Source organism: Streptomyces sp. 3-6 (genome assembly GCF_056323165.1).
In genome coordinates, this window is record NZ_JBWHZP010000002.1 from 263,216 (window position 1) to 288,783 (window position 25,568).

22 protein-coding genes are annotated in these 25,568 nt (G+C 76.6%); 13 read left to right on the forward strand and 9 right to left on the reverse strand.

Features of this window, described 5'->3' with window-relative positions; genetic code table 11:
- Positions 1-83: 83 nt before the first annotated feature.
- Positions 84-857 carry a polysaccharide deacetylase family protein gene (locus AC02VZ_RS05330; RefSeq protein WP_432054967.1) on the reverse strand — a complete coding sequence of 258 codons (774 nt, stop codon included), beginning with the start codon at positions 855-857 and terminating at the stop codon, positions 84-86.
- 252 nt (positions 858-1,109) lie between these two features.
- Between AC02VZ_RS05330 and AC02VZ_RS05335 the strand changes: the two genes are divergently transcribed.
- The 11 genes from AC02VZ_RS05335 to AC02VZ_RS05385 all read left to right on the forward strand — a co-directional run bounded on the left by AC02VZ_RS05335 (position 1,110) and on the right by AC02VZ_RS05385 (position 12,474).
- Entirely contained in the window at positions 1,110-2,750 is a 1,641-nt protein-coding gene (locus AC02VZ_RS05335; protein ID WP_476474654.1) for a carbamoyltransferase family protein, read from the forward strand.
- On the forward strand, positions 2,747-3,745 hold the full coding sequence (locus tag AC02VZ_RS05340) for a glycosyltransferase family 2 protein (protein WP_476474655.1): 999 nt from the start codon (positions 2,747-2,749) through the stop codon (positions 3,743-3,745). Before AC02VZ_RS05335 ends, AC02VZ_RS05340 begins: the two co-directional genes overlap by 4 nt.
- The gene (locus tag AC02VZ_RS05345; RefSeq protein WP_476474656.1) at positions 3,742-4,323 is read left to right on the forward strand and encodes a D-glycero-alpha-D-manno-heptose-1,7-bisphosphate 7-phosphatase; all 582 of its coding nucleotides are present in this window, start codon (positions 3,742-3,744) and stop codon (positions 4,321-4,323) included. The genes AC02VZ_RS05340 and AC02VZ_RS05345 overlap by 4 nt, the downstream gene beginning before the upstream one ends.
- Complete coding sequence (locus AC02VZ_RS05350) at positions 4,320-5,318, forward strand: glycosyltransferase family 9 protein (RefSeq protein WP_476474657.1); 999 nt, start codon at positions 4,320-4,322, stop codon at positions 5,316-5,318. Before AC02VZ_RS05345 ends, AC02VZ_RS05350 begins: the two co-directional genes overlap by 4 nt.
- Positions 5,315-6,265: a glycosyltransferase gene (locus AC02VZ_RS05355; protein ID WP_476474658.1), complete on the forward strand. Its 951-nt coding sequence runs from the start codon at positions 5,315-5,317 to the stop codon at positions 6,263-6,265. Before AC02VZ_RS05350 ends, AC02VZ_RS05355 begins: the two co-directional genes overlap by 4 nt.
- On the forward strand, positions 6,262-7,479 hold the full coding sequence (locus AC02VZ_RS05360) for a glycosyltransferase (RefSeq protein WP_476474659.1): 1,218 nt from the start codon (positions 6,262-6,264) through the stop codon (positions 7,477-7,479). The genes AC02VZ_RS05355 and AC02VZ_RS05360 overlap by 4 nt, the downstream gene beginning before the upstream one ends.
- Positions 7,479-8,090, forward strand: a complete 612-nt coding sequence (locus tag AC02VZ_RS05365; protein WP_432054960.1) for a D-sedoheptulose-7-phosphate isomerase — start codon at positions 7,479-7,481, stop codon at positions 8,088-8,090. Before AC02VZ_RS05360 ends, AC02VZ_RS05365 begins: the two co-directional genes overlap by 1 nt.
- Complete coding sequence (gene rfaE2, locus AC02VZ_RS05370) at positions 8,087-9,460, forward strand: D-glycero-beta-D-manno-heptose 1-phosphate adenylyltransferase (RefSeq protein ID WP_432054959.1); 1,374 nt, start codon at positions 8,087-8,089, stop codon at positions 9,458-9,460. The genes AC02VZ_RS05365 and rfaE2 overlap by 4 nt, the downstream gene beginning before the upstream one ends.
- Positions 9,461-9,669: 209 nt before the next feature.
- The gene (locus tag AC02VZ_RS05375; RefSeq protein WP_476474745.1) at positions 9,670-10,632 is read left to right on the forward strand and encodes a glycosyltransferase family 9 protein; all 963 of its coding nucleotides are present in this window, start codon (positions 9,670-9,672) and stop codon (positions 10,630-10,632) included.
- Positions 10,629-11,507, forward strand: a complete 879-nt coding sequence (locus AC02VZ_RS05380; protein ID WP_432054958.1) for a glycosyltransferase family 2 protein — start codon at positions 10,629-10,631, stop codon at positions 11,505-11,507. The genes AC02VZ_RS05375 and AC02VZ_RS05380 overlap by 4 nt, the downstream gene beginning before the upstream one ends.
- Before the next feature lie 70 nt (positions 11,508-11,577).
- Positions 11,578-12,474, forward strand: coding sequence for a glycosyltransferase family 2 protein (locus tag AC02VZ_RS05385; RefSeq protein ID WP_476474660.1), 897 nt, complete (start codon positions 11,578-11,580; stop codon positions 12,472-12,474).
- Between the two features lie 59 nt (positions 12,475-12,533).
- Here the strand turns inward: AC02VZ_RS05385 and AC02VZ_RS05390 are convergent, their stop codons facing one another.
- The 4 genes from AC02VZ_RS05390 to AC02VZ_RS05405 all read right to left on the reverse strand — a co-directional run bounded on the left by AC02VZ_RS05390 (position 12,534) and on the right by AC02VZ_RS05405 (position 18,185).
- Positions 12,534-12,854: a DUF3040 domain-containing protein gene (locus tag AC02VZ_RS05390; protein WP_432054956.1), complete on the reverse strand. Its 321-nt coding sequence runs from the start codon at positions 12,852-12,854 to the stop codon at positions 12,534-12,536.
- A 224-nt stretch (positions 12,855-13,078) separates the two neighbouring features.
- On the reverse strand, positions 13,079-14,005 hold the full coding sequence (locus AC02VZ_RS05395) for a polysaccharide pyruvyl transferase family protein (RefSeq protein ID WP_432054955.1): 927 nt from the start codon (positions 14,003-14,005) through the stop codon (positions 13,079-13,081).
- A gap of 176 nt (positions 14,006-14,181) precedes the next feature.
- Positions 14,182-14,973 carry a S1 family peptidase gene (locus AC02VZ_RS05400; RefSeq protein ID WP_476474661.1) on the reverse strand — a complete coding sequence of 264 codons (792 nt, stop codon included), beginning with the start codon at positions 14,971-14,973 and terminating at the stop codon, positions 14,182-14,184.
- 401 nt (positions 14,974-15,374) lie between these two features.
- The gene (locus tag AC02VZ_RS05405) at positions 15,375-18,185 is read right to left on the reverse strand and encodes an AAA family ATPase (RefSeq protein ID WP_476474662.1); all 2,811 of its coding nucleotides are present in this window, start codon (positions 18,183-18,185) and stop codon (positions 15,375-15,377) included.
- 515 nt (positions 18,186-18,700) lie between these two features.
- Between AC02VZ_RS05405 and AC02VZ_RS05410 the strand changes: the two genes are divergently transcribed.
- Entirely contained in the window at positions 18,701-20,374 is a 1,674-nt protein-coding gene (locus AC02VZ_RS05410; protein WP_476474663.1) for an AMP-binding protein, read from the forward strand.
- Between the two features lie 103 nt (positions 20,375-20,477).
- Here AC02VZ_RS05410 and AC02VZ_RS05415 read toward each other — a convergent pair whose 3' ends face one another.
- Positions 20,478-21,002 (reverse strand): GNAT family N-acetyltransferase, encoded by a 525-nt coding sequence (locus AC02VZ_RS05415; RefSeq protein WP_432054951.1) that lies wholly within the window; start codon positions 21,000-21,002, stop codon positions 20,478-20,480.
- A gap of 42 nt (positions 21,003-21,044) precedes the next feature.
- On the reverse strand, positions 21,045-21,680 hold the full coding sequence (locus AC02VZ_RS05420) for a hypothetical protein (protein ID WP_432054950.1): 636 nt from the start codon (positions 21,678-21,680) through the stop codon (positions 21,045-21,047).
- 268 nt (positions 21,681-21,948) lie between these two features.
- Here AC02VZ_RS05420 and gcl point away from each other — a divergent pair, with 268 nt between their 5' ends.
- A complete protein-coding gene (gcl, locus tag AC02VZ_RS05425; protein WP_476474664.1) occupies positions 21,949-23,733 on the forward strand; it encodes a glyoxylate carboligase in 1,785 nt (594 codons plus the stop codon).
- A gap of 237 nt (positions 23,734-23,970) precedes the next feature.
- Here gcl and AC02VZ_RS05430 read toward each other — a convergent pair whose 3' ends face one another.
- Complete coding sequence (locus tag AC02VZ_RS05430; protein ID WP_476474665.1) at positions 23,971-24,708, reverse strand: TIGR04222 domain-containing membrane protein; 738 nt, start codon at positions 24,706-24,708, stop codon at positions 23,971-23,973.
- A gap of 169 nt (positions 24,709-24,877) precedes the next feature.
- Complete coding sequence (locus tag AC02VZ_RS05435) at positions 24,878-25,114, reverse strand: hypothetical protein (protein WP_432054947.1); 237 nt, start codon at positions 25,112-25,114, stop codon at positions 24,878-24,880.
- Between the last annotated feature and the right edge of the window lie 454 nt (positions 25,115-25,568).

Sequence of the window (25,568 nt, forward strand, 5' to 3'; positions counted from 1 at the left end):
GACGATCCTAGGAAACCCCGCCCGCCGGCCGGCGGCCCCGCGGGCGTGTCACCCGGTCGGCTCAGCGTCCGCCCCCGCTCTCGTCACCGGTACACCTTCCCCGGTTCCGCCCGGCCCGGGGCCAGCAGCTGGGGGACGGTCACGAACACGTAGCCCCGCTCCTTCAGCACGCGGATGATGCCGGGGACGGCGGGCACCGTGCCGTCGTAGAGGTCGTGCAGCAGGACGATGCCGTCGCGGGAGACCTGGGACAGCACGCGGCGGGTGATGACGTCGGAGTCCGTGGTCGCGTAGTCCTTCGCGGTGACGCTCCAGAGGATCTCGGCGAGTCCCAGTTCCCGGCATAGGGCGTGCACCCTCGCGTCGGTGCGGCCCTGCGGCGGACGCATGAGGGTGGGGCGGCGGCCGGTGAGCTCCTCGATCGCGTCGTCGGTGCGCGTCAGCTCCTGGCGTATCTCCGCCGGCTCCAGGTCCGTGAGGTTGCGGTGCGTCCAGGTGTGGTTGGCGAGCTCGTGCCCCTCGTCGGCCATGCGCCGGACGAGCTCGGGGTAGCGGTCGATGTGCCGCCGGCCCATCAGGAAGAAGGTGGCCGGGACCTGTTCCTCGGCGAGGATGTCCAGCAGCCGTGCGGAGTGCTCGCTGGGGCCGGCGTCGAAGGTGAGCGCGACGCACCTGGCCTGGCGGCAGTCGACGGTGCCGAACCGCGCCCGGACGTCGGTGGCCCGCGCGCTGCTCGGGGTCGTGGTGTCCGTGCGTCCGCAGCCGCCCAGGGTCAGGAGCAGGGCCGCCGCGACCCCCAGCGAGGCGGCCCGGAACGCGGTCGTGGATCTCGTCGTCTTCTTGGTCGGAGAAGGCATGCCCGGACTATACGCAGCGTGTATACGCGCAGTGCATAGTCGCTCCGACGTGCTCTCCGTCGGACGCCCGGCGGCCTGTGAGAGTGATCACGCGGCGCGGTCGCGGCACCGAGGATGCCCCCGGCCCGTCCTCTCCAGTAGGCCGAACCGGTGCATATCCGCCTAAGTTGTCTCCAAGTGTTTGAGACAACCGCAAAACGGCACTCGCGTTCCCCAGGAGCCCCACCGGCCGCCAGGACGGAGCACAGCACCATGCGCATCCTTGGTATCAACGCCCTGTTCCACGACCCCGCCGCCGCCCTCGTCGTCGACGGACAGGCCGTGGCGGCCGCCGAGGAGGAGCGTTTCAGCCGCCGCAAGCACGGCAAGCGCCCGGTTCCCTTCTCCGCCTGGGAGCTGCCCGAGCAGGCCGCCCGCTGGTGCCTCGAACACCACGGGCTCACCCCCGCCGACCTGGACGCCGTCACCTACTCCTTCGACCCGGCCCTCGCCCGGCCCGCCGCCGACCTGGGCCTGGACGACCCCTTCGACCACCTCCGCCTCGACTACGCGCGCCGCGCCCCCGAGTTCCTCGCCGAGGCCCTGCCCGGCCTGGACCCGGCCCGGGTGGTCTTCGTGCCCCACCACGTCGCCCACGCCGCCTCCGCCGGACCGGCCTCCCCCCACCCGGACAGCGCCGTCCTCGTCCTCGACGGCCGCGGCGAGGCCGCCTCCCACCTGGCCGGCCGCTACCGCGACGGCAAGCTGGACACCCTCGCCACCCAGGCCCTGCCCCACTCCCTCGGCCTGGTCTACGAGGAACTCACCGAACACCTCGGCTTCCTGCGCAGCAGCGACGAGTACAAGGTGATGGCCCTCGCCTCCTACGGGACCCCGCGCCACCTGGCCCGGCTGCGCGAACACGTCCACGCCACCGGCGACGGCGGCTTCCGCGCCCACGGCGTCGACTGGGCCGCGCTCACCCCGCGCCGCGCCCCGCACGAGCCCTGGAACCAGGACCACGCCGACCTGGCCGCCAGTGCCCAGGCCGTCCTGGAGGAGGTCCTGCTGGACCTCGCGCACTGGCTGCACCGCGAGGCCGGCGGCGACGCCCTCACCCTGGCCGGCGGCGTCGCCCTGAACTGCGTCGCCAACGCGCGCCTCGCCGCCCGCGGCCCCTACCGCCACGTGTGGGTGCAGCCCGCCGCCGGTGACGCCGGCACCGCCCTGGGCGGCGCCCTGCACGTCTCCGCCCAGGAGGGCGTCACCACCCTGCCGATGCCCGGCGCCGACCTCGGCCGCGGCTGGAGCGACGAGGAACTGCGCGACTGGCTCGACCGGGCCGCCGTCCCCTACGAGCGGCCCGACGACATCGCCGAGGCGGTCGCCGAGGAACTCGCCCGGGACGGCGTCGTCGCCTGGTTCCAGGGCCGCAGCGAGTACGGTCCGCGTGCCCTCGGGCACCGCTCCCTGCTCGCCCACCCCGGCCGCGCCGAGAACCTCGAACGGCTCAACCAGGTCAAGGGCCGCGAGGAGTTCCGGCCGGTCGCCCCCATGGTGCTCGCCGACCGCGCCGCCGACCTGTTCTCCGGCGGCCCGCTGCCCAGCCCGTACATGCTCTTCGTGCACGACGTGGCGGCTGAGTGGCGCGAGCGCGTCCCCGCCGTCGTGCACGTCGACGGCACCGCCCGCATCCAGACCGTCGACGAGCGGCAGGAACCGCTGGTCGCGCGGATGCTGCACGGCTTCGAACGCCGCACCGGGCTCCCCGTCGTCGTCAACACCAGCCTCAACACCGCCGGCCGGCCCATGGTCGACGACCCGCGCGACGCCCTGGAGTGCTTCGGCTCCGCCCCCGTCGACCTGCTCGCCATCGGCCCCTACGCGGTGCGCCGGGGGAGGGCCTACGCATGACCGCCTACGCCGTCGTGATCCCCACCCTGGTGCGGGACACGCTCGCCGACTGCCTCGCCGCGCTGGCCGCCGCCACCGGGCCGCGCCCCGACGAGATCGTCCTCGTCGACGACCGGCCCGACCCCGACCCGGCCGCGCTCGACCACCCGCTGGGCGTCCTCGGCGACCTGCGGGACCGCACCACCGTCCTCACCGGCGGCGGACGCGGACCGGCCGCCGCCCGCAACACCGGGATGCGCGCCGTCTCCGCGCCCTGGGTGGCCTTCCTCGACGACGACGTCCAGGTCGGCCCGAACTGGTGCGCACAGCTCACCGAGGACCTCGCCGACGCGCCCCCCGACGTCGCCGGCGTGCAGGGCGTCATCACCGTGCCGCTGCCCGGCGAACGCCGCCCCACCGACTGGGAACGCGGCACCGCCGGACTGGCCCGCGCCCGCTGGATCACCGCCGACATGGCCTACCGCACCGAGGCGCTGAAGCAGGTCGGCGGCTTCGACGAACGCTTCCCGCGGGCCTTCCGCGAGGACGCCGACCTCGCCCTGCGGATCCTCGACCGGGGCCTGCGCATCCGGCGCGGCAGCCGCACCACCCGGCACCCCGTGCGCCCCGCCTCCCGCTGGGCCTCCCTCCGGCAGCAGCGCGGCAACGCCGACGACGCGCTCATGCGGCGCCTGCACGGCCCCGACTGGTGGGACAAGGCCGCCGCCCCCCGCGGCCGGATCCGCCGCCACGCCGCGATCACCGCCGCCGGGGCCGCCGCCTGCGCCCTGGCCGCCACCGGGCACCGGCGGGCGGCCGCCGCCTGCGCCCTCGGCTGGGCGGCCGGCACCGCCGAGTTCGCCCGCGCCCGCATCCTCCCCGGGCCGCGCACCCGCGACGAGGTGACCACCATGCTCGTCACCAGCGCGCTCATCCCGCCCGCCGCCACCTGGCACCGCCTCGCCGGCGCCTGGCGCCACCGCCGCGCCCCCGCCTGGCAGGAGGTGGCCCGGTGAGCCCGGTCCGCGCCGTCCTGTTCGACCGCGACGGCACCCTCGTCCACGACGTCCCCTACAACGGGGACCCCGCGCGCGTGCGCCCCGTCGAGGGCGCCCGGGAGGCGGTCGCCGCGCTGCGCGCACGGGGCGTGCGCACCGGCGTCGTCACCAACCAGTCCGGCATCGCCCGGGGCCTGCTCACCGTCGCCGACGCCCGCGCCGTCAACCGCCGCGTCGACGACCTCCTCGGCCCGTTCGACGTGTGGGCGCTGTGCCCGCACGGCCCCGACGACGGCTGCGCCTGCCGCAAACCCCGCCCCGGCATGATCCTGTGGGCCGCCGGACGGCTGGGCGCCGACCCCGCCCACTGCGTCGTCATCGGCGACATCGGCGCCGACGTCGAGGCCGCCCACCGGGCGGGCGCCCGCGCCGTCCTCGTCCCCACCCCCGCGACCCGCCCGGCGGAGACGGCCGCCGCGCCCCACGTCGCCCCGGACCTGACGACGGCCGTCCGCGCGGTGCTGGACGGCCTGCCGGAGCCGGGCCGGACCGCCACCCCGGCCGCCGGGTCCCCGGCGCTCGGGAGGCACCCGTGAAGGCCCTCGTCACCCGGCTCGACAGCTTCGGCGACGTCCTGCTCGCCGGGCCCGCCGTGCGCGCCGTCGCCGCCCGCGCCGACCACGTCACCCTGCTGTGCGGACCGCTCGGCGAGCCCGCCGCCCGGCTGCTGCCCGGCGTCGACGACATCCTCGTCTGGGACGCGCCCTGGGCCGGGTTCCGCCCGCCGCCCGTCCGCCGCGACGCCATCGACGCCCTGGTCGGCCGGATCGCCGCCACCGGCGCCGACACCGCGCTCGTCCTCACCTCCTTCCACCAGTCCCCGCTGCCCACCGCCCTGCTGCTGCGCCTGGCGGGCCTGCGGCACATCGCCGCCGACAGCGAGGACTACCCCGGCTCCCTCCTCGACGTGCGCCACCACCGCGCCCCGCACGCCCACGAGGCCGAGGCCGCGCTGGACCTCGCCGACGCCGCCGGGTTCCCGTGCCCCGACGACGGCCGCCTGCGCGTCCTCCCGCCGCCCGCCACCGAGCACCTGACCGGCCCCGCCGGCTACGTCGTCGTCCACCCCGGCGCCAGCGTCCCCGCCCGCGCCTGGAGCCCCGGCCGGTGCGCCGAGGCGGTCGCCGAACTCGCCGACGCCGGGTACCGGGTGGTGGTGACCGGCGGCCCCGGCGAGCGGGAGCTGACCGCCCGCGTCGCCGGCGACCACGCCCTCGACCTCGGCGGCCGCACCGACGCCGCCGCACTCGCCGGGGTGCTCGCCCGGGCCGCCTGCGCGGTCACCGGCAACACCGGCCCCGCCCACCTCGCCGCCGCCGTCGGCACCCCCGTGGTGTCCCTGTTCGCGCCGGTCGTCCCGGCCGAACGCTGGCGGCCGTACGGCGTGCCCTGCGTGCTGCTCGGCGACCAGAACGCGCCGTGCGCCGGCACCCGGGCCCGCACCTGTCCCGTACCCGGTCACCCGTGTCTGGACGGCGTGACCGCGCTCGACGTCGTAGCCGCCGTCGGCAAGCTGGTGGAGGTGGCATGAGGATCCTGCTCTGGCACGTGCACGGGTCGTGGACCACGGCCTTCGTGCAGGGCCCGCACACCTACGTCGTCCCCGTCACCCCGGACCGCGGACCCGACGGACTCGGCCGCGCCCGCACCTTCGACTGGCCCGACTCCGTCGTCGAGGTCCCGCCGGAACGGCTGCGGGACGAGCACATCGACGTCGTCGTGCTCCAGCGCCCCCACGAACTCGCCCTGGTGGACGCCTGGCTGGGCCGCCGCCCGCCGCTCGTCTGGCTGGAGCACAACGCCCCGCACGGCGACGTGCCCGACACCCGCCACCCGGCCGCCGACGTGCCCGGCGTCACCCTCGTCCACGTCACCCACTTCAACCGCCTGATGTGGGACGCCGGTCCCACCCCCACCACCGTCGTCGAGCACGGCATCGTCGACCCCGGCCCGCGGTGGACCGGCGAGCTGCCCCGGGCCGCCGTCGTCGTCAACGAGCCGGTCCGGCGCGGCCGGACCACCGGCACCGACCTGCTGCCCGCCTTCGCCGACGCCGCCCCCCTGGACGTGTTCGGCATGGGCACCGAGGGCGTCGCCGCGCACGTCGGCCTGCCCCCCGACCGGTGCCGCTCCCACGAACTCGCCCAGCGCGACCTGCACGCGGAGCTGGCCCGCCGCCGCGTCTACGTCCACCCCGTCCGCTGGACCTCCCTCGGCCTGTCCCTGCTGGAGGCGATGCACCTCGCCATGCCGGTGGTCGCCCTCGCCACCACCGAGGTCACCGAGGCGGTCCCGCCCGGCGCCGGGGTGGTCTCCAACCGGATCGACGTCCTGACCGACGCCGTCCGCGACTTCCTCGCCGACCCGCTGTACGCGCGCGGCGTCGGCGAGGCGGCCCGAGCGGCGGCCCTCGCCCGCTACGGGCTCCCCCGCTTCCTGGACGACTGGGAGCGGCTGCTGAAGGAGGTGACCCGATGAGGATCGCCATGGTGTCCGAACACGCCGGCCCGCTGGCCGCGCTCGGCGGTGTCGACGCCGGCGGCCAGAACGTGTACGTGGCGCGGCTCAGCGAGGAACTGGCCCGCCGCGGCCACCACGTCACGGTCTACACCCGCCGCGACACGGTGACCCTGCCCGACCGGGTGCCGCTGCCCGGCGGGGCCGTCGTCGAGCACGTGCCCGCGGGCCCGCCGGAGGCCGTCCCCAAGGACGAACTCCTGCCGCACATGGCCGCGTTCGGCGCCCACCTGACACGGGCCTGGGGCCGCGACCGGCCCGACGTGGTGCACGCCCACTTCTGGATGTCCGGCATGGCCTCCCAGGTCGCCGCCCGCCCGCACGGCATCCCGGTGGTGCAGACGTTCCACGCCCTGGGCACCGTCAAGCGGCGCCACCAGGGGTGGCGGGACACCAGCCCGCCCGCCCGCATCGGCATCGAACGGCAGCTCGCCGGCACCTGCGAACGCATCCTCGCCACCTGCTCCGACGAGGTCGCGGAACTCGCGGCCATGGGGGTGGCCGCCCGGCGCGTCGCGGTGGTGCCGTGCGGCGTCGACGCCGACCACTTCCGCCCCGGCGTCACCGGCCCCGGCGTCCCGCGGCGGCGGGCCCGCCACCGGCTGCTGACCTGCGGCCGGCTGGTCCGCCGCAAGGGCTACGACCTCGCCGTGCGCGCCCTGGCACGCATCCCGGACGCCGAACTCGTCCTCGCGGGCGGCCCCGCCGCCGGGCGGCTCGACCGCGACCCGGAGGCCCGCCGGCTGTGGCACCTGGCCCACCGCGTCGGCGTCGCCGACCGGGTCCGGATGCTCGGCGCCGTCGACCCCGCCGCCATGCCCGCCCTGATCGGCAGCGCCGACCTGGTGCTGTGCACCCCCGCCTACGAACCGTTCGGCATCGTCCCCCTGGAGGCGATGGCGTGCGGCGTCCCGGTCGTCGCCACCGACGTCGGCGGCCACCGCGACAGCGTCGCCGACGGCACCACCGGCCGGCTCGTCACCCCCGGCGACCCGGAGGCGGTCGCCACCGCCGTGCGCGACCTCCTCGCCGACGACGACACCCGCCGCGCGTACGGGGCCGCCGGCCGCGCCCGCGTCCTCGACCGCTACACCTGGCAGCGGGTCGCCGACGGCGTCGAGAACGTCCACCGCCAGGTCCTTGCCGCACACGCGATCCCGAAGGAGGTGGCCTGATGACCGTGCACCCTCCCGTCACCGGGCACTGCGACGAACTGGCCGAGGCACTGGCCGCGTTCCGGGCGCACGCGCCCGTCGTCGCGCGGTGGGGCGAACGCCTCGCCGAGGTCCTCACCGCCGGCGGCCGGCTGCTGGCCGCGGGCAACGGCGGCAGCGCGGCCCAGGCCCAGCACCTGACCGCCGAACTCGTCGGCCGCTACCGCGACGACCGGCCCGCGTTCTCCGCCATCGCCCTGCACGCCGACACCTCCAGCACCACCGCCATCGCCAACGACTACGGCGTCGACGCGGTGTTCGCCCGCCAGGTCCGCGCGCACGGCCGGCCCGGCGACGTGCTGATGCTGCTGTCCACCAGCGGCGCCAGCGCCAACCTGCTGTCCGCCGCCGACGCCGCCCGGGCGGCCGGACTGCGCGTGTGGGCCCTCACCGGGCCCGCCCCCAACCCGCTCATGGCGTGCAGCGACGAGTCGCTGTGCGTCGAGGCGCCCCGGGCCGCCACCGTCCAGGAACTCCACCTGGTGGCCGTGCACATGATGTGCGGGGCCTTCGACGCGGCGCTGGAGAGCGGGAGGTGGCGGGAGGGCACCGAGGGACGGAGGGTGTCATGAGCGGCACCGGCGTCAAGGCGCCGCTGCTCGTCGTCGGCGACGCCCTGCTCGACCGCGACCTCACCGGCAGCTCCGAACGGCTCGCCCCCGACGCCCCCGTCCCCGTCGTCGACGACTGCGCCGAGACCACCCGGCCCGGCGGCGCCGCCCTCACCGCCTACCTCGCCGCCCGCGACGGCCGCGAGGTCACCCTGGTCACCGCGCTGGGAGGCGACCCGGCCAGCCGCGAACTGAAACGACTCCTGCGGCCCTGGGTCGAGGTGATCCCGCTGCCGCTGACCGGGGCCCTGCCGGAGAAGACCCGCATCCTCGCCGGGGACCGGCCCGTGGCCCGCCTGGACCGCGGGGACGGCCGCGCCCGCGCCGCCACCGACGAGGCCCGCGAGGCCGTCCTCGGCGCGTCCGCCGTCCTCGTCTCCGACTACGGCCGCGGCACCGCCGACACCCTCCGCGACGTCCTGACCGCCCGCCCGCCCCTGGTCTGGGACCCGCACCCGCGCGGCGGGCCGCCGGTGCCCGGCACCCGGCTGGTCACGCCCGCCGAGAAGGAGGCGCAGGCCCACGCCCCCGACGCGGCGCCGGCCCGGCGGGACCTGTACGCGGTCGCCCACGGGGCCGCCACCCTCGTCCGGCGGTGGAAGGCCGCCGCCGTCGCCGTCACCCTCGGCGCCCGCGGCGCGCTGCTCTCCTACGGCGACCACCCCCTGCTGGTGCCCGCCGCCGCGGCGCACCGCGGCGACCCCTGCGGCGCCGGCGACCGCTTCGCCGCCACCGCCGCCGGCCTCCTCGCCGACGGCGCCCTGGTCGGCGAGGCGGTGGAACGCGCCGTCGCCGACGCGACCGCCTTCGTCGGCGCGGGCGGCGCGGGCGCCGTGCCCCGCGCCGACGCCACCCGCGGCCACCGGCCGGACGGCGACGACCCGTTCGCGCTCGCCGCCGGCGTCCGCGCCGCCCACGGCACCGTCGTCGCCGCCGGCGGCTGCTTCGACCTGCTGCACGCCGGCCACGTCGGCCTCCTTCAGGCCGCCCGGGACCTCGGCGACTGCCTGGTGGTGTGCGTCAACTCCGACGCCTCCGTACGGCGCCGCAAGGGCCCCGGCCGCCCGGTCAACCCCATCGACGACCGGGTCCGGGTGCTGCGCGCCCTGGCCTGCGTCGACGCGGTCGCCGTGTTCGACGAGGACACCCCCGAGCGCCTGCTCACGGACCTGCGCCCCGACGTCTGGGTCAAGGGCGGCGACTACGCCGCCGCCGACCTGCCCGAGGCGGCCCTCCTCGACGCCTGGGGCGGCCAGGCGGTCCTGCTGCCCTACCTCGCGGGCCGTTCCTCCACCGGCATGCTGGAACGCGCCACGGAGCGCCGGCCGTGACCCCCCGGCCCGCGCCCGGCCGCCCGCACGCCGTCCCGCCGGGCGCTCCGGCGGCCCGGGCGGCCGGCGGCGCACCCGACGCCACCCCGCCGCACCGGGGGACGGGGGACACCGGGCGCGACGCGGCGCGCCCCCGCCCCGGGGCCGCCGGCCCCGCACCGGGGACCCGGGACGGCGGTGCGGCAGCCGCCGGGGGAACGCGGCCCCGGCTGCTGGTCCTGCGGGCGCTCGGCCTCGGCGACCTGCTCGCCGGCGTCCCCGCCCTGCGGGCCCTGCGCCGCGCCTTCCCCGGCCACGAACTGGTCCTCGCCGCCCCGTCCGCCCTCGCCCCCGTCGCCGGGGCCGCCGGCGCCGTGGACCGGCTGCTGCCCGCCTCCGCGCCCGGCCGGGCCGTGCCCGCCGCACTCGACTGGACCGGCGCGCCCCCCGACCTCGCCGTCGACCTGCACGGCAACGGGCCGCCCAGCCACCTCCTGCTGGCCCGCCTGCGCCCTGGGCGGCTGCTGGCCTTCGCGCACCCCGGCACCCCGGAGATCGAGGGCCCGCCCTGGTACGCCGAGGAACACGAACGGGACCGCTGGTGCCGCCTGCTGCGCTGGTACGGCATCGACGCCGACCCCGCCGACCTGCTGCTGCCCCGCCCGGCCGCCCCGTCCCCCGCCCCCGGCGCGGTGGTCCTGCACCCCGGCGCGGGCGCCCCCGCCCGCTGCTGGCCCGTCGAGCGGTACGCGGCCGTCGCCGACGCCCTGCGGACGCGCGGCCTGCGCGTCGTGGTCACCGGAGGCGCCGACGAGGGCGACCTGGTGGCCCGCCTCGCCAAGCAGGCCGGACTGCCCGACACCGACGTCCTCGCCGGCGGCGTCCCCTTCGACCGGCTGTCCGCCCTGGTCGCGGACGCCCGCGCGGTGGTCAGCGGCGACACCGGCATCGCCCACCTCGCCGTCGCCCACGCCACCCCCACCGTCACCCTCTTCGGGCCGGTCCCGCCCAGCCGCTGGGGCCCGCCGCCGCACCCGCGCCACCTCGCCCTGTGGTACGGCCCCGAGGGCGACCCGCACGCCCGGCGGACCGACCCCGCCCTGCTGCGCATCACCCCCGCCGACGTCCTCGACGCCCTGGACCGGCTGCCCGGACCCCGACCCCGGCCCCACGGAGAGGAGCCCGCACCGTGACCGCCCCGTCCCCGCCCCGCCGGATCGGCGTCGTCATCGCCACCCGCGACCGCGCCGAGCGGCTCGCCGTCACCCTGCGCCACCTCCTCGCCCTGCCCGAGCGGCCCGAGATCCTGGTCGCCGACAACGCCTCCACCGACCACACCCGCGCCCTGCTCGCCCGCGACTTCCCCCAGGTCCGCGTGCTGGCCCTGCCGGTCAACCGCGGCGCCCTGGCCCGCAACCACGGCGCCCGCGCCCTCGACACGCCCTACGTGGCGTTCAGCGACGACGACTCCTGGTGGGCGCCCGGCTCCCTCGCCCGCGCGGCGGGCCTGTTCGACGCCCACCCCCGCCTCGGCCTGATCGCCGCCCGCACCCTCGTCGGCCCGGACGCGGAGCCGGACCCGCTCAACGACGTCCTCGCCCGCTCGCCGCTGGGCGCCGCGACCGACCTGCCCGGCACCCAGGTCCTGGGCTTCCTCGCCTGCGGCGCCGTGGTCCGCCGCAGCGCCTACCTCGACGCGGGCGGCTTCCACCGGCTGCTGTTCTTCGGCGGCGAGGAGACCCTGCTCGCCTACGACCTGGCCGCCCGCGGTTGGGGCGTCACCCACTGCGCCGACGTGGTCGCCCACCACCATCCGGACCCGGGCCCCCGGGACGGCCGCCCGGCCGTCCAGCGCCGCAACGAACTCCTCACCGCCTGGCTGCGCCGCCCCGTCCCGTACGCGCTGGCCCGCACCGGAGCCCTCGCGGCCGACGCCCGCAGCGACGGCCACGCCCGCCGCGCCCTGCGCGAGACCCTCGGCCGCCTGCCCGCCGCGCTGCGCGCCCGCCGCCCGCTGCCCCCGCACGTCGAACGCGCGGCCCGCCTGCTGGACGGGGCGCCCGCATGACCGGCCCCGGCACGACCGGCCCCGGCGGGACCGGCCCCGGGACGACCACCGTGGAAGGGGCGTACCCGGCATGACCGACCCCAGGACGACCGTCGTCGTCATCACCCACAACCGGCGCCGCGAACTCCTGCGCACCCTCGGCCACCTCGCGGCGCTGCCCGAACGGCCCCGGGTGATCGTCACCGACAACGCCTCCACCGACGGCACCGCCGAGGCCGTCGCCCTGCGCCACCCGGAGGTGCGGCTGCTGCGCCCGGGCCGCAACCTCGGCGCCGTGGGCCGCAACCTCGCCGTCCGTGAGGTGCGCACCCCCTACGTCGCCTTCTGCGACGACGACTCCTGGTGGGCGCCCGGCTCCCTGGCCGGCGCCGCCGACCTCCTCGACCGGCACCCCGGCCTCGCGTCGGTCACCGCCCGGATCGTCGTCGAACCCGACGGCACCGAGGACCCCATCGTCCGCGAACTGCGCGACTCACCGGTCCCCGGACCGCCCTGGCTGCCCGGCCCCGCCCTCGGCTCCTTCCTGGCCGCGGCCACCGTGCTGCGCGCCGACGCCTTCCGCGCCGCCGGCGGCTTCCACCCCCGGCTGTGGCTCGGCGGCGAGGAGGAACTGCTGGCCGCCGACCTCGCGGCCGCCGGCTGGTGGCTCACCTACGCCGACCACCTGACGATCCATCACCAGGCGTCGGCCGCCCGCGACTCCACGCTGCGCCGCCGCCACGGCATCCGCAACACCCTGTGGTTCACCTGGCTGCGCCGCCCGCCCCGGGCGGCCCTGCGCCGCACGGTGGACCTGGCCCGCACGGTCCCGCGCGACACCACCTCGCTGCGCGCCTTCGCGGAGGCGACGGCCGCCCTGCCCTGGGTGCTCCGCGAGCGCCGCGTCCTGCCGCACGAGGTGGAGTCCCGGCTGCGCCTGCTGGAGCCCTCCCAGCGCGGTTCCACGGCCCGGCGGTACACGGGCTGACCGGCCCGCACCGCCGGGGGCACCACCCGGGCCGGCGCACGCGTGCGCCGGAACCCCCTTCAGCCGCCGGACCAGCGGCACAGCAGCCGGAACACCGCGAACAGGGTCGGCGGCCACACCAGGGCGAACGCCCAGATCACGCCCGGCTCCGAGGTGACCATCCCGGTCACCGACAGCGCGACGGACAGGGCGCACAGCAGGGCCACGGTGAGGGTGTGCGGGCGGTAGGAACCGACCCGCCTCAGCAGGCCCGGCACGTCGGGCCACCGGCTCCACCGCAGGGTGCGCAGCCGCCGCGCGAGGCGGCGGTCGCGGCACAGGGCCCGTTCGATCTCGTCGAGCAGCCGCTGCTCGTGGTCGGGGAGTCGACCGAGGGACACAGCACCTCCCGGGACGGAACGGCGGGAACGTCCGGTCCGGGTGCCCGCCCGGCCCGGGCCCAACCGGCGCGGAAGGCTCCCCGCCCGCCGGGTCCGGCGCACCCCCGCGGGTGCCTCCCGGTCACCCGCTCAGCGGGGGCCCCGGGGGGAGTCGCTCGGCCCCCGCAACACGCGCCTCAGCCCCGGTGGCCGCACGGCCCCCCGGCCCTCACCGGCCCGCCGCCCTACCGCACCGTGCTCGTGGTCAGTGCCTCGATCAGGTGGTCCGCGCTGTCCGGGGCGGTGTCCTCACGGAAGGCGTCACGGGCCTGGCGGGCGGCCACCCGGCCCGAGGTCAGGCACCAGTACCACCAGCGGTCCAGTCCGCGCTCGTCCAGCCGCTCGGCCGGCAGCAGCGCGGGCCAGCCGACGGCGCGGGCCTGGGCGGTGACCTTGGCGCCGCCCGCCACCGGGTCCACGGCGAGCACGGGCGTTCCCACCCGCAGGCCGAGCACCAGCCCGTGCAGCCGGTCGGTCACCACCAGGTCGAGCCGGGCCAGGACGGACTGCGTCTGGGCCGGGGTGGCGTTCAGATGCCAGTCGGACGTGTCGAGCCGGGTGTCCAGTTCCAGCCGGGCGCAGTCCTTGCCGGCCAGCCAGCGGGTCACCGTCTCGGCGACCTGCCCGTGCCGGCGCTGCCGCCCGTACTCGTGCTGCCCGTGGGTGAGGATCACCCCGACGACGGGCCGGGCGGGCTGGACCGGGGCGTGCGCCGCGAGGTCCTCCACCGGCGCGGTGTCCGGGGCGTCCCGGGCCAGGACCCGGTGGAACCCGGACACGGCCGGGCTGCCGGGGTCGATCACGCTGGTTCCTACGGCGATCCGCACGCAGTCGGCGAACCGCCGGTGCAGTTCCTCGACCTGCGGCCCGTGCAGCGGGCCGCACACGAAGACCAGGTGCGAGTAGTCGCCCGGCCGCACGTCGTCGAAGTGCCGGGCGTCCGGCCGGAAGCCGGGACTCCACACCACGTCGTAAGCGATCTCCGCGCCGCGCAGCACCTCTTCGACCCGGTGCAGGGCCAGCACGTCCCCGGCGGTGGCCTCCCCGTCGCGGAAGCTGAACCACCCGGTCAGCAGGACCCTCTGCGGGCGCACATCGTCCTGTGTGAACATCGCACCCCGAGTGCCCCGCCCGAGATGAACCAATCGTCCGCCTTGCGTGGTCGTCCGCTCGGCACGCCGCGGTCGTCCCCTCCGCACGCATGGAGAGGGGGCGTTGCGGGCTGCTCGTGGAAGCCCGCAACGCCCCCTGGTCTGTCGGCCCGGCGGTGCGCCGGGCGCCGGAGCGGCTAGGAGTTGATCTGCGCGGTGACCATGGAGGAGAACGTGGTCAGCCGGGCGTAGACGCCGGGTGAGCCGGCCGCGGCGCAGCCGTCGCCCCAGGAGGTGATGCCGGCCAACCGCCCGCCGATCAGCAGGGGGCCGCCGCTGTCGCCCTGGCAGGTGTCCACGCCGCCGGAGGGGTAGCCGGCACACACCATGTCGCTCGCCACGTAGCGCGAGCCGTAGGAGGTCCGGCAGTTGCTGTCGGACACGGTGGGCACGGTGGCCGTCCGCAGCTGGTTGGAGGAGGTGCCGCCGGAGCGGGTGGTGCCCCAGCCGAGGACGCGGGCGGTCGTTCCGGCCGCGTACACCAAGGTGTCGGTGGGGGAGACGTACGGGGCCGTGGCGTACGGCATCGGCGTGGACAGCGTCAGGACGGCCACGTCGTCGCCCCGGGTGACGCTGCGGTAGTCCGGGTGGATCCAGATCCGGCTGACCCGCGCGACGGTGCCGTCGGTTCCGTTCAGGTAGGTGCGTCCGCCGACCACGCGCACGCTGCGGGTGGTCTCGCCGGTCATGCAGTGCGCGGCCGTGACGACCTTCGTCGGGGCGACCAGCGTGCCGCCGCAGAACTGGTCCTGCGAGGCGTCGGTGATCTGCATCATGAACGGGTGGGCGGACGTGGTGGTCGTCGTACCGCCGACGACGGGCTGGGGCGCGGCGCTCGCGGCCGGGGCGGTGAACAGGGCGGTCGCGGCGGCGGCAGCGGTGGCCGCGAGGACGGCGGCGGCCTTCGTGGCACGGGTGAACCCGGACATGGTTCTCCTCGGTGGTTGCCGGTGGGGGGTCGCGCGGGGTGGGGGGTGGTGCACGAGGTCCGGTGTCCCGGCCCCCGTGTGCCCGGCGAGCGGCACGGATTCACGCTACGAGCCCCGGCACACGCCCCCAATGAGGGAACGCCCTACGGGAGTTGGGGCAGGGAAAACCCTCGGTGGTCCGCCTCCGCACCGAGGGTGCGGGCGGCCCGGGCTCCTGCCCGGTCGGCGGTGAGGGCGCCCCCGCGGCCCGCCCGCGTGGCCCGTCCGTGCGCATCGGCAGCCGCAGCCGCGGGTGACGGGCGGCGGGGAAGCTCAACACCCGTGCTTCCAGGGGCTCCTGACGCCCCGTCGACCGCCTCACCGCTCCGGTGTCCGGCCCACCCCTCCCGCGTGCGCCGCCGCTACTGCGTACGGCGCCCCGCCGCCAGGCGGACGATGTCGACGCGGGAGCGGATGCCGAGCTTGCGGTAGACGCGGGTGAGGGTCGCCTCGACGGTCTTGACGCTGATGAACAGCCGGCCCGCGATCTCCCGGTTGGTGGCCCCCTCCATCACCAGCGAGGCCACCTGCCGTTCCATCGACGCCAGGCCGTCCAGCGCGTCCGGGGCCGCCGGGGGGACGGTCTCCGGCCGCACCGGACCGGCCGCCACCGCCGCGTCCACCTGGCGCAGCCACGGCACGGCGCGGCAGCGCCGGAACAGCCGGGCCGCCTCCTCGTAGGCCACCGCGCCGGGACGGCGGGCGCGCAGCTGGGCCAGCACGAACGCCGAGCGGGCCTCCTCCAGCCCGTAGCCCAGCTTGCCGAGGCGGTCCTGAGCGGAGCTCAACAGCGCCTCGGCGGACTGGTGTTCACCCCGCGCCGCGCGCACCAGCGCCTCCGCGCGGTCCAGCACCGCCAGGACGCCCGGACGGTCCAGGCGCAGCGCGTGCGCCCGGGTGCGGTTGATGAGGTCCTGCGCCTCGGCGGGCTCACCCACCCGCACCAGTGCCTCGGCCAGGTCGCCGTGCCAGCGTCCGCGCGCCGGGTCGGTGATGCCCATGCCCCGCTCCAGCTCCCGCACCCGGCGCAGCGAGCGCACCGTGCCCGCCGCGTCCCCGGCGACCAACTGGGCGTAGCCCAGGGCGGCCAGGGCCCGCGAGAGGTACATCTGGTCGCCGTCCACCTCGGCGTGGTCCGCGGCCTCCCGGGCCAGCGCCAGCGCCCGGTCCACGTCGCCGCCGGACGCCTCCGCGAGGGAGGCGAGCATCGCCGACGCCCCCTCGCCGATGCCGGAGTCCCTGGCCAGCCGCAGGCTCTCGCGGGCCAGGTCCAGGGCCCGGCCGCAGTGCCCGGTGCGCAGTTCGGTGTCGGCGAGGAAGCGCAGGAAGTGCACCTCGCTCTCGACCATGCCGCGCCGCCGCGCCTCGCGCAGCAGCCCGGTGATGGTGGTGCGGGCCTGCGGCAGTTGGTCGCTCATCAGCAGCCAGCGGAAGCGGGCCATGCCCGCCCCGTTGTGGTGGCAGGCCACGTACGGGTCCTGCGGTTCGCGCAGCGCCCGCTTCACGGTGGCGGCGGCGTTCGGGTGCCCCATCAGCGTCTCGGTGGAGGACTGGAAGGCGAGCGCCATCAGTTCGGTGCGCCGGTCCTCGCCCCGGGCGGCGAGATCCGCCGCGTGCGCGGCCTCCTGGCGGGCCTTGTCGAAGTCGCCGTGCACCACCAGCTCCCGCCACGCCAGCTGGTAGTGGACCAGGGCCAGCAGCCGCGGGTCGTCGCCGGCGTCGGCCAGGACCTGCGGGAAGACCGCGTCGACCTCGCCGAGGGCCTGCCCGGCCGCCTCGATGACGACCATCCAGGCCCGCACCCGCTCGGCCGGCACGGTGGCCCGGGTCAGGACCTCCCGGGCGATGTCCCGGGCGAGGTCCGCCTCCCCGGCGATGATCGCGTCCTCGGCGGCCTGCAGCCGCCGCTCGTCCGGGCCCGGCGTGCTGTCGCCCGGGGTGTGCCGGGCGGCCAGCAGGCCGAGCGAGGCGGCGACGGAGGGCGCGCCCCGGTCCCGGGCCAGCGCGGCGGCCCCGGCGAGCCGGGCGGCCACGTCCGGGTCGGTGCCGGTGGTGGCCAGCGCCAGGTGCCGGGCGCGTTCGATGGGGTCGGAGGCGGCCGTGGACAGCGCGGTGTGCACGGCCCGCCGCTCGTGCGCCGGGGCCTCCGCGTACAGCGCCGCCGAGATCAGCGGGTGCGCGAAGCGCAGCGCCGGGTCCTCCGGGTCCGTGGTCACCAGCCCGAGCGCGGCGGCCTGTGCGGTCTCCGCCTCGGCCTGCTCCCGCCCGGCCGCGTGCAGCAATGCCAGCGTGGGGCGCGCCCCGGCGCTGGCCACCAGCAGGGTGCGGCGGGCCTCGTCGGACAGCATGCCCAGGCGGCTGAGGACCAGGGCCCGCAGCGAGGTCGGCACGGGCAGCGGCTCGCCCGGCCGGGGCCGGGTGGGGCTCTCGGCGAGGGCGCGGCCCAGTTCCAGCGCGAACAGCGGGTTGCCGGCGCTGGTGCGGTGGATGTCGCGGACGGTGGAGCGGGACAGCCCGGTGTAGCCGCGGTGGTCCAGCAGCGCGGACACCTGGGCGCGGGAGAACGGTCCGAGCCGGACAGCGTGCGTGTCGGGCGGGCAGGCCCGCAGGTGCCGGTCGTACTCCTGGCCCTCGGTGCGCACCGCGCACAGCATCTGCACCGGGGTGTCGCCGAGCCGCCGGGCGGCGAAGCCGAGGAGTTCCGCACTGGCCGAATCCAGCCACTGCAGGTCGTCGGCGACGACGAGGACCGGGCCCTCGGCGGCCAGCGCCCGCAGCGTCGAGAGCACCGCGAGCCGCAGCGCCAGCCCGTCCCGCTGGAGGCTGGACTCGCCGCGGCCGGTGAGCGCCGACTCCAGCGCGGTGCGCTGTGCGGCGGGCAGCCCGGCGGAGACGCGGTCCAGGACCAGACCGAACAGGTCCGCGAGCGCCAGGAACGGCAGATGGGATTCGGACTCGGTGGCCGAACACCGCAACACCGTGCGCGCCCCGCCCGCGTTTTCCGCCGCAAGTGCCCGCAGCACGGTCGACTTTCCTATTCCGGCGGGCCCGTGGAGCAGCACACTCCCGCCGTCGGCCAGCTGCCCGCGGGCGTCCGCGTACAGCTCGTCCCGGCCGATGACCAGGTCGGGGCGGCACCTGGCAGGCTCCTTATGGTCCCCTCGCACGGTCACCGCTCCCCTCCGAGTGTCGTGTCCTGGCCAATATTAGGCAATCGACTCTTTCATTTCGGACGGACGGCGTGGTGAGGGAAATAACAGTGCAGCGACATCCGTGAAAATCCAATGCCGGAGCACACGGAAATAACACCCTGGCGGGAAATCACCGCAAATCTACGGTAATCACCCCGCCTCGCGGGCCGGGACCGCCGTCGTCCCGCCCGGCAGCGCCCCCGGCCCGCCCGCCGGCCGGCCGCCCGGTGGTCCCCCGCGGCCGGGCCGGCCCACGGCGGATCTCGGCCACGCCCGCCGCCCGTACCGGGTCCGTCGTCACGTGATCGCCCCTTCACCGCGGTGTCCGAGCGCACCGCCCCCCGTTCGGGGGTAGTGGGACCCGCACCACGGATTACACGATGGACCACAGCCGCCCGGCAAGGTCCGGCACCGGGGGGCACACGAGCCGCAGGGCTCCCGACACCGATCCGGGGCCCGCACGGGCGCCCGGACGGAGAAGAGGAACCGGAGCAACGATGACGACGGCGACCGAAGAGTTCCGCAGGGCCCGCGACTTCCTGCTGGCACACCGCGAGGACTACGCCACCGCCCACGCGGGCTTCACCTGGCCGAGGCCCGAACGGTTCAACTGGGCACTCGACTGGTTCGACGTGATCGCGGACGGCAACGACCGCACCGCTCTCCACCTGGCCGAGGAGGACGGCACCACCACCCGGCTGTCCTTCGCCGACCTCGCCCGCCGCTCCGACCAGGCCGCCAACTGGCTGCGCCAGCAGGGTGTGCAGGCCCAGGACCGGGTGCTGGTCGTGCTCGGCAACCAGGCCGAACTGTGGGAGACCGCCCTCGCCGCGATGAAACTGCGCGCCGTGGTCATCCCCGCCACCCCGCTGCTCGGCGCCGCCGACCTGCGCGACCGCGTCGACCGGGGCCGCGTCCGGCACGTGATCGCCCGCGCCGCCGACACCCACAAGTTCGACGAGGTGCCCGGCGACTACACCCGCGTCGCGGTGGGCGAGGGCGCCGGCACCGCCTGGCTGCCCTACGAGGACGCCTACGGCGCGGCCGGGCACTTCGCCCCCGACGGGCCGACCCTCGCCGACGACCCGCTGATGCTGTACTTCACCTCCGGCACCACCGCCCGCCCCAAACTCGTCGAGCACACCCACACCTCGTACCCGATCGGCCACCTGGCCACGATGTACTGGATCGGCCTGCGCCCCGGCGACGTGCACCTGAACATCTCCTCGCCCGGCTGGGCCAAGCACGCCTGGTCCAACCTTTTCGCCCCCTGGAACGCCGAGGCGACCGTCTTCCTGTACAACTACACCCGCTTCGACGCGGGCCGGCTGATGGCCGAGATGGACCGCGCCGGGGTCACCACCTTCTGCGCCCCGCCGACCGTGTGGCGCATGCTGATCCAGGCCGACCTGACCCAGCTGCGCACCCCGCCGCGCGAGGTCGTCGCCGCCGGCGAACCGCTCAACCCCGAGGTCATCGAGCGGGTCCGCCGACTGTGGGGGGTGAGCATCCGGGACGGCTTCGGGCAGACCGAGACCGCCGTGCAGGTCTCCAACAGCCCCGGACAGCCGCTGAAGGCCGGCTCCATGGGCCGCCCCAGCCCCGGTTACCGCATCGAGCTGCTCGACCCGGTCTCCGGTGCGCCCGGGGCCGCCGAGGGCGAGATCGCCGTGGACCTCTCCGACCGCCCGGCCGGCCTGATGACCGGCTACCACGGCGACCCCGGCCGCACCGCCGAGGCCATGGCGGGCGGCTACTACCGCACCGGCGACATCGGCTCCCGCGACGCCGACGGCTACCTCACCTACGTGGGCCGCGCCGACGACGTGTTCAAGGCGTCCGACTACAAGATCTCCCCGTTCGAGCTGGAGAGCGCCCTGCTGGAGCACGAGGCGGTGGCCGAGGCAGCCGTGGTGCCGGCCCCGGACGCGCTGCGGCTCGCCGTGCCCAAGGCGTACGTCGTGCTCGCGGAGGGCTGGGAGCCGGGGCCGGACACCGCGAAGGTCCTCTTCGAGCACTCCCGCCGGACCCTCGCCCCCTACCAGCGGATCCGCCGCCTGGAGTTCGGCGACCTGCCCAAGACCGTCTCCGGCAAGATCCGCCGCATCGCCCTGCGCGAGGCCACGGCCGCCGGTTCCGCCGACGAGTACCGCGAGGAGGACTTCCGCTGACGGCCCGGCCCCCGGGGGAGCCGCCCGCCGCCCCGCCGTGCGCCCACGCCACCGCCCCGCCGCCCGGCGGCGCTCTCGGGGCCGACCCGGGCCGCCGCCGCCCTCAGGACCCGGGCGGCGGCGCCACCTCGCGCCGCATGCACACCCGCGGCCACCGGGCGAGCCCGACCTCCGCCTCCTCGGCGACGACACGGCGCAGCCCGTCCGGCAGTTCGTCCGGCTCCAGGACGCGGAAGCCGAGCCGGGCGTAGTAGGGGGCGTTCCACGGGACCTCGGCGAACGTGGTCAGGGTCAGCGCCGTCAGGCCCTCGGCGCGCGCCCGGCCGGCCGCGTGGTCGATCAGGGCGCGGCCCACCCCGCGGCGGGCGGCGCGGGGGTGCACCGAGACCTGCTCGATGTGCAGCGCGCCGTCGACCGGTTCGGCCAGCAGGTAGCCGGCCGGCCGGTCCGGGCCGTCCTCCGCGACCCAGCACCGGCCTGCCCTGCGGTAGCGCTCCAGCATGCCGAGGGAGGGCGGTTCGTCGTCGGCGATCTCCGGCAGGCCGGCGTCGCGGAAGGGGGCGCCGGCGGCCCGCTCGATGTCCTGGAGCGCGGGCAGGTCGCCGGGGACGGCGGGACGGATGCGCATCCGTCGAGTATCGGCCGCCCGGGCCCCCGCGTCGCCGGGATTTCAGGCCCGGGTGGCGTCCAGGTCGTCGGCCGGGGTGTTCGCCGGTCTCGGCACGCCGTCGCGGTCGATCAGGAACAGGGGGACACCGAGGGTGTCGCCGCGGGCCCGGGCGCCGTCGGTGTGGCCCGCCCCGGAGAAGTCCACGCCCAGGGCGGACTCGGCCATCGCCGTCAGCCACAGGCACTCCACGTCGCGTTCGGTCGCGGGCAGGGGCGCCGGATGGACCCGGGCGACGACCCCGAGGCCGGTCAGCCACAGCCCGGACGGCGGGCGGCGGCCCACGCGGCGGACGTCCCGGTGGCCGAGGCGGCGCAGGTACCGCTCGGCTGCCGCGACCGCGTCCCGCACCCGCCCGTCGGGCTCCGCGTCCGTGGCGTCCTCCGCCACCGGTATCCGCAGGGACGTCCCGCAGGGGCAGCCGAGCGTGGGGCGCGGCCACTCGCCGGACAGGCCGCAGGCGGGGCACCGCACGGTGACCCACTCCTCCTGCCAGGCCCGGTGCACCACCGGCACGGCCGGCCGCGCGCGGTCCAGCGGCGGCACCACCGGGGCGCCGCAGGCGCACGGGTACGACGGTGCCGTGTAGCGGTGCGCCCGGCGGCACACCGGACAGCGCACTCTCAGTTGCTCGGACATGGGATCCCCGTTCCCGGACCACCCCCCGGGTCCGGCACTCCATCGCCCATCGTCCTCCTCCGGGCCGCCGGCTGTCCGGTGCTTTCCGGTACTCACCGCTTCGCGCCGCCTTCTTGACGGGATTCGCGCGCCCGCCCTACATTCATTCCAGATAGCAGAAGAAGATTTCCGCATTACGGAAAGCGGAAGTCGAGCAGGTTCCCACCGGAGGAGCTCACCGCGGGGCGCGACGGGAGTGCGAATCCGACGGCCGAAGCAGGAGTACTCCATGGCTCGCATGACCGCTGCCCGCGCGGCAGTTGAGATCCTCAAGCGCGAGGGCGTCACCGACGCGTTCGGTGTCCCCGGCGCGGCGATCAACCCCTTCTACGCGGCGCTCAAGGCGTCCGGCGGCATCACCCACACCCTCGCCCGCCACGTGGAGGGCGCCTCGCACATGGCCGAGGGCTACACCCGCACCAGCCCGGGCAACATCGGCGTCTGCATCGGCACCTCCGGCCCGGCCGGCACCGACATGATCACCGGCCTGTACTCGGCGACCGGTGACTCCGTGCCGATCCTGTGCATCACCGGCCAGGCACCGACGGCCGTCATCCACAAGGAGGACTTCCAGGCCGTCGACATCGCCTCGATCGCCGCGCCGGTCACCAAGATGGCGATGACCGTGCTGGAGGAGGCCCAGGTCCCCGGCGCCTTCCAGAAGGCGTTCCACCTGATGCGCTCCGGCCGTCCCGGCCCGGTGCTCATCGACCTGCCGATCGACGTCCAGCAGACGGAGATCGAGTTCGACCCCGACACCTACGAGCCGCTGCCGGTCCACCGGCCCGCCGCCTCCCGCGCCCAGATCGAGAAGGCGTTCGCCCTGCTGAACGCCGCCGAGCGCCCGCTGATCGTCGCGGGCGGCGGCGTCATCAACGCGGACGCCGCCGACCTCCTCGTCCAGTTCGCCGAACTGACCGGCGTCCCGGTCGTGCCCACCCTGATGGGCTGGGGCGCCATCCCCGACGACCACGAGCTCAACGCCGGCATGGTCGGACTGCAGACCTCGCACCGCTACGGCAACGCGACCTTCCTGGAGTCCGACTTCGTCCTCGGCATCGGCAACCGCTGGGCCAACCGCCACACCGGCCGGATCGACGTCTACACCGCCGGGCGCACCTTCGTCCACGTCGACATCGAGCCCACCCAGATCGGCCGCATCTTCGCCCCGGACTACGGCATCGCCTCCGACGCCCGCGCGGCGCTGGAGCTGTTCGTCGAGACCGCCAAGGAACTGCGCGCCGCGGGCCGCCTGCCCGACCGCACCGCGTGGGCGGCGGGTGCGCAGCACCGGCGGGCCACCCTCCAGCGCCGGACGCACTTCGACGACGTCCCGATCAAGCCGCAGCGGGTCTACGAGGAGATGAACCGCGCCTTCGGGCCCGAGACCCGCTACGTCTCCACCATCGGCCTCTCCCAGATCGCGGGCGCCCAGCTGCTGCACGTGCAGCGCCCCCGGCACTGGATCAACTGCGGCCAGGCCGGCCCCCTCGGCTGGACGGTGCCCGCCGCGTTGGGCGTCGCCAAGGCCGACCCGGACGCGCCGGTGGTCGCCCTGTCCGGCGACTACGACTTCCAGTTCATGATCGAGGAGCTGGCGGTCGGCGCGCAGCACCGGATCCCGTACATCCACGTCCTGGTCAACAACGCCTACCTGGGCCTGATCCGCCAGGCGCAGCGGGCCTTCGACATCGACTTCCAGGTCAACCTGGAGTTCGAGAACATCAACAGCCCCGAACTGGGCGTCTACGGCGTCGACCACGTCAAGGTCGCGGAGGGCCTGGGCTGCAAGGCGATCCGGGTGACGGACCCGAACGAACTCGGTGCCGCCTTCGAGCAGGCGAAGAAGCTCGCGGCGGAACACCGCGTCCCGGTGATCGTGGAGGCGATCCTGGAACGCGTCACGAACATCGCCATGTCGACGACCAACGACATCGGCGCCGTCGTCGAGTTCGAGGACCTGGCGACGGAACCGGGGCACGCGCCCACGGCCGTCAGGCCGCTGGAGGTCTGAGCCGCGCACGACCGCGGAGCCCGCACCACCGGGAGCCCCGCACGACCGGGCGGCCCGTCCCACGGGGGCGGGCCGCCCGGCGGCGTGTCCGGAACGCTCACCCGACCGGGCCCCGGGTCTCCAGGCCGGCCGCACCAGGCGCCCGCCCCAGGCCACCGGGCGCCCGCCCCGGTCCTCGGCGTCCCGGGCCAGCCCCGGCGCACCCGTCTCCGGACCCGCCCCGGTCCGCCCCGCCGCTCACTCCCCTCCGCCCCCTCCACACCCCCCGCCCCCACAGCCGCCCCCGCCCCCGCCCTCGGTGCCGTAGCCGCCGCAGGCGTATCCGCCGCCCGAGGAACCGCCGCCCCACCGGCCCCCGCGCGGGCCGCGCCGCAGGAGGGGCGCCTCCCGCAGCCGGACCCGCTCCACCAGTCCGGCCCGCAGGGCGAAGCGGGGGACCAGGGCGCGGAGGGCGGGCTCGCCGTGCAGGGCGATCGCGAGCAGGACGGTCCGGTCGGGCAGGCCGCGACGGCTCGACGGGATCGGATACGCCGTGCGCAGTCCGCGCAGGCGCCGGCGGGCGGCCCGGGTCGGCCGCAGCAGGGGAAGGCCCAGCAGCCCCGCCTCGGCGAGCGGGACGCGCAGCTCCGCCACGGCCCACCGGACGTCGGGATGGCCGGCCAACTCCGCGAGGCCGTACGGCTCCTGGAGGCAGGGGTGCACCGTGCTCTCCAGGTACCGGGCGCGCTCCGCGCGGCTCACGGTGCCGGGCCGCCCGTCCGGCGGGTCCAGTGCCGCACCGGTGGGCGGCAGGACGGGCAGGTCCCGCGCGGCCTCCCCCCGCACCGCGTGGAACGTCCCCGGAGCACCCGCCTCGACCGTGCCCCGCAGGTGCAGGGCGACCACGGCGACCGTGACCGCGGCCCGTGGTCCGCCGCGCAGCAGCGCCACCTCGTGCGGCGTGCCGAGAACCGTCGTGACCCCGTCGTCGACCATGGAGCACCCCCGACCCCGTGAGGACGGGGCCCGCCGCCCCCGTGCCGGCGGGCCCCGTGTGCCGGTGTTCTTCCCGGCCGGGAGGGCCGTCCACGCCTCCGGCCCCCGGGTTCAGAGGTTGATTTGAGGGTGCCGTAGCGCTGCTACGACCCCTGCGGTACGCGGCGCTTCAGGGGGTGTGGGGAGGTGACAGTCCCGGCCAGTCGTCCGGGCCGCCGCCCTGCCACTCGACGAGATCGGTGCTCTCGACGTCCGTCACGTACAGGTCGGCCAGCCGGAGGATCTCGCTCACGTCGTCGGCGTGCGTGGCGAGGCCCAGGGTCTCGTCGCCCGAGGTGACGCGGCGGGAGCCGTCCAGGCCCGGCGCGTGAACCACCACCCGGGGCCGCTCGGTGGGAGGTGCCATGCCTCCAGGCTGCTGCGCCGCCGCCGGGTCCGCACCCGGGGGGCCGGGACGGACCGGGCCGGGCATGCGGGAGGCCCCGGTGCGGGACCGTCCGCACCGGGGCCGTGGGGGAGGTGGGTCCGTCCGGCGGGCGAGGCCGGGCGCGACGGAACGTTCGCGCCGCCGGACGGGGCACAGGGGATCGTCCGATCCGGACAGGGACCGCGGCGGGTGCGACGGCACCGGTGCCCCTCCCCTCAGGTCGAAGAAGAGGCGCCGGCGGCCTTCACCACCGCACTGGCTCGCACGCCACCGCGGGTCCCCGTCCCGCCCGGCGGACTTCGCCCGGCCCCTCGTCGGGGCGGGGCGCGGTCCGCGCGGGCCGCGTACGGTCCCGACCTCCCGTCAGAGGCCGTACGCGAGCTTCGGGTGCCGTTCCGGTGGAACGGCCGGGGTGGCAGAAGAAGGGGGATCC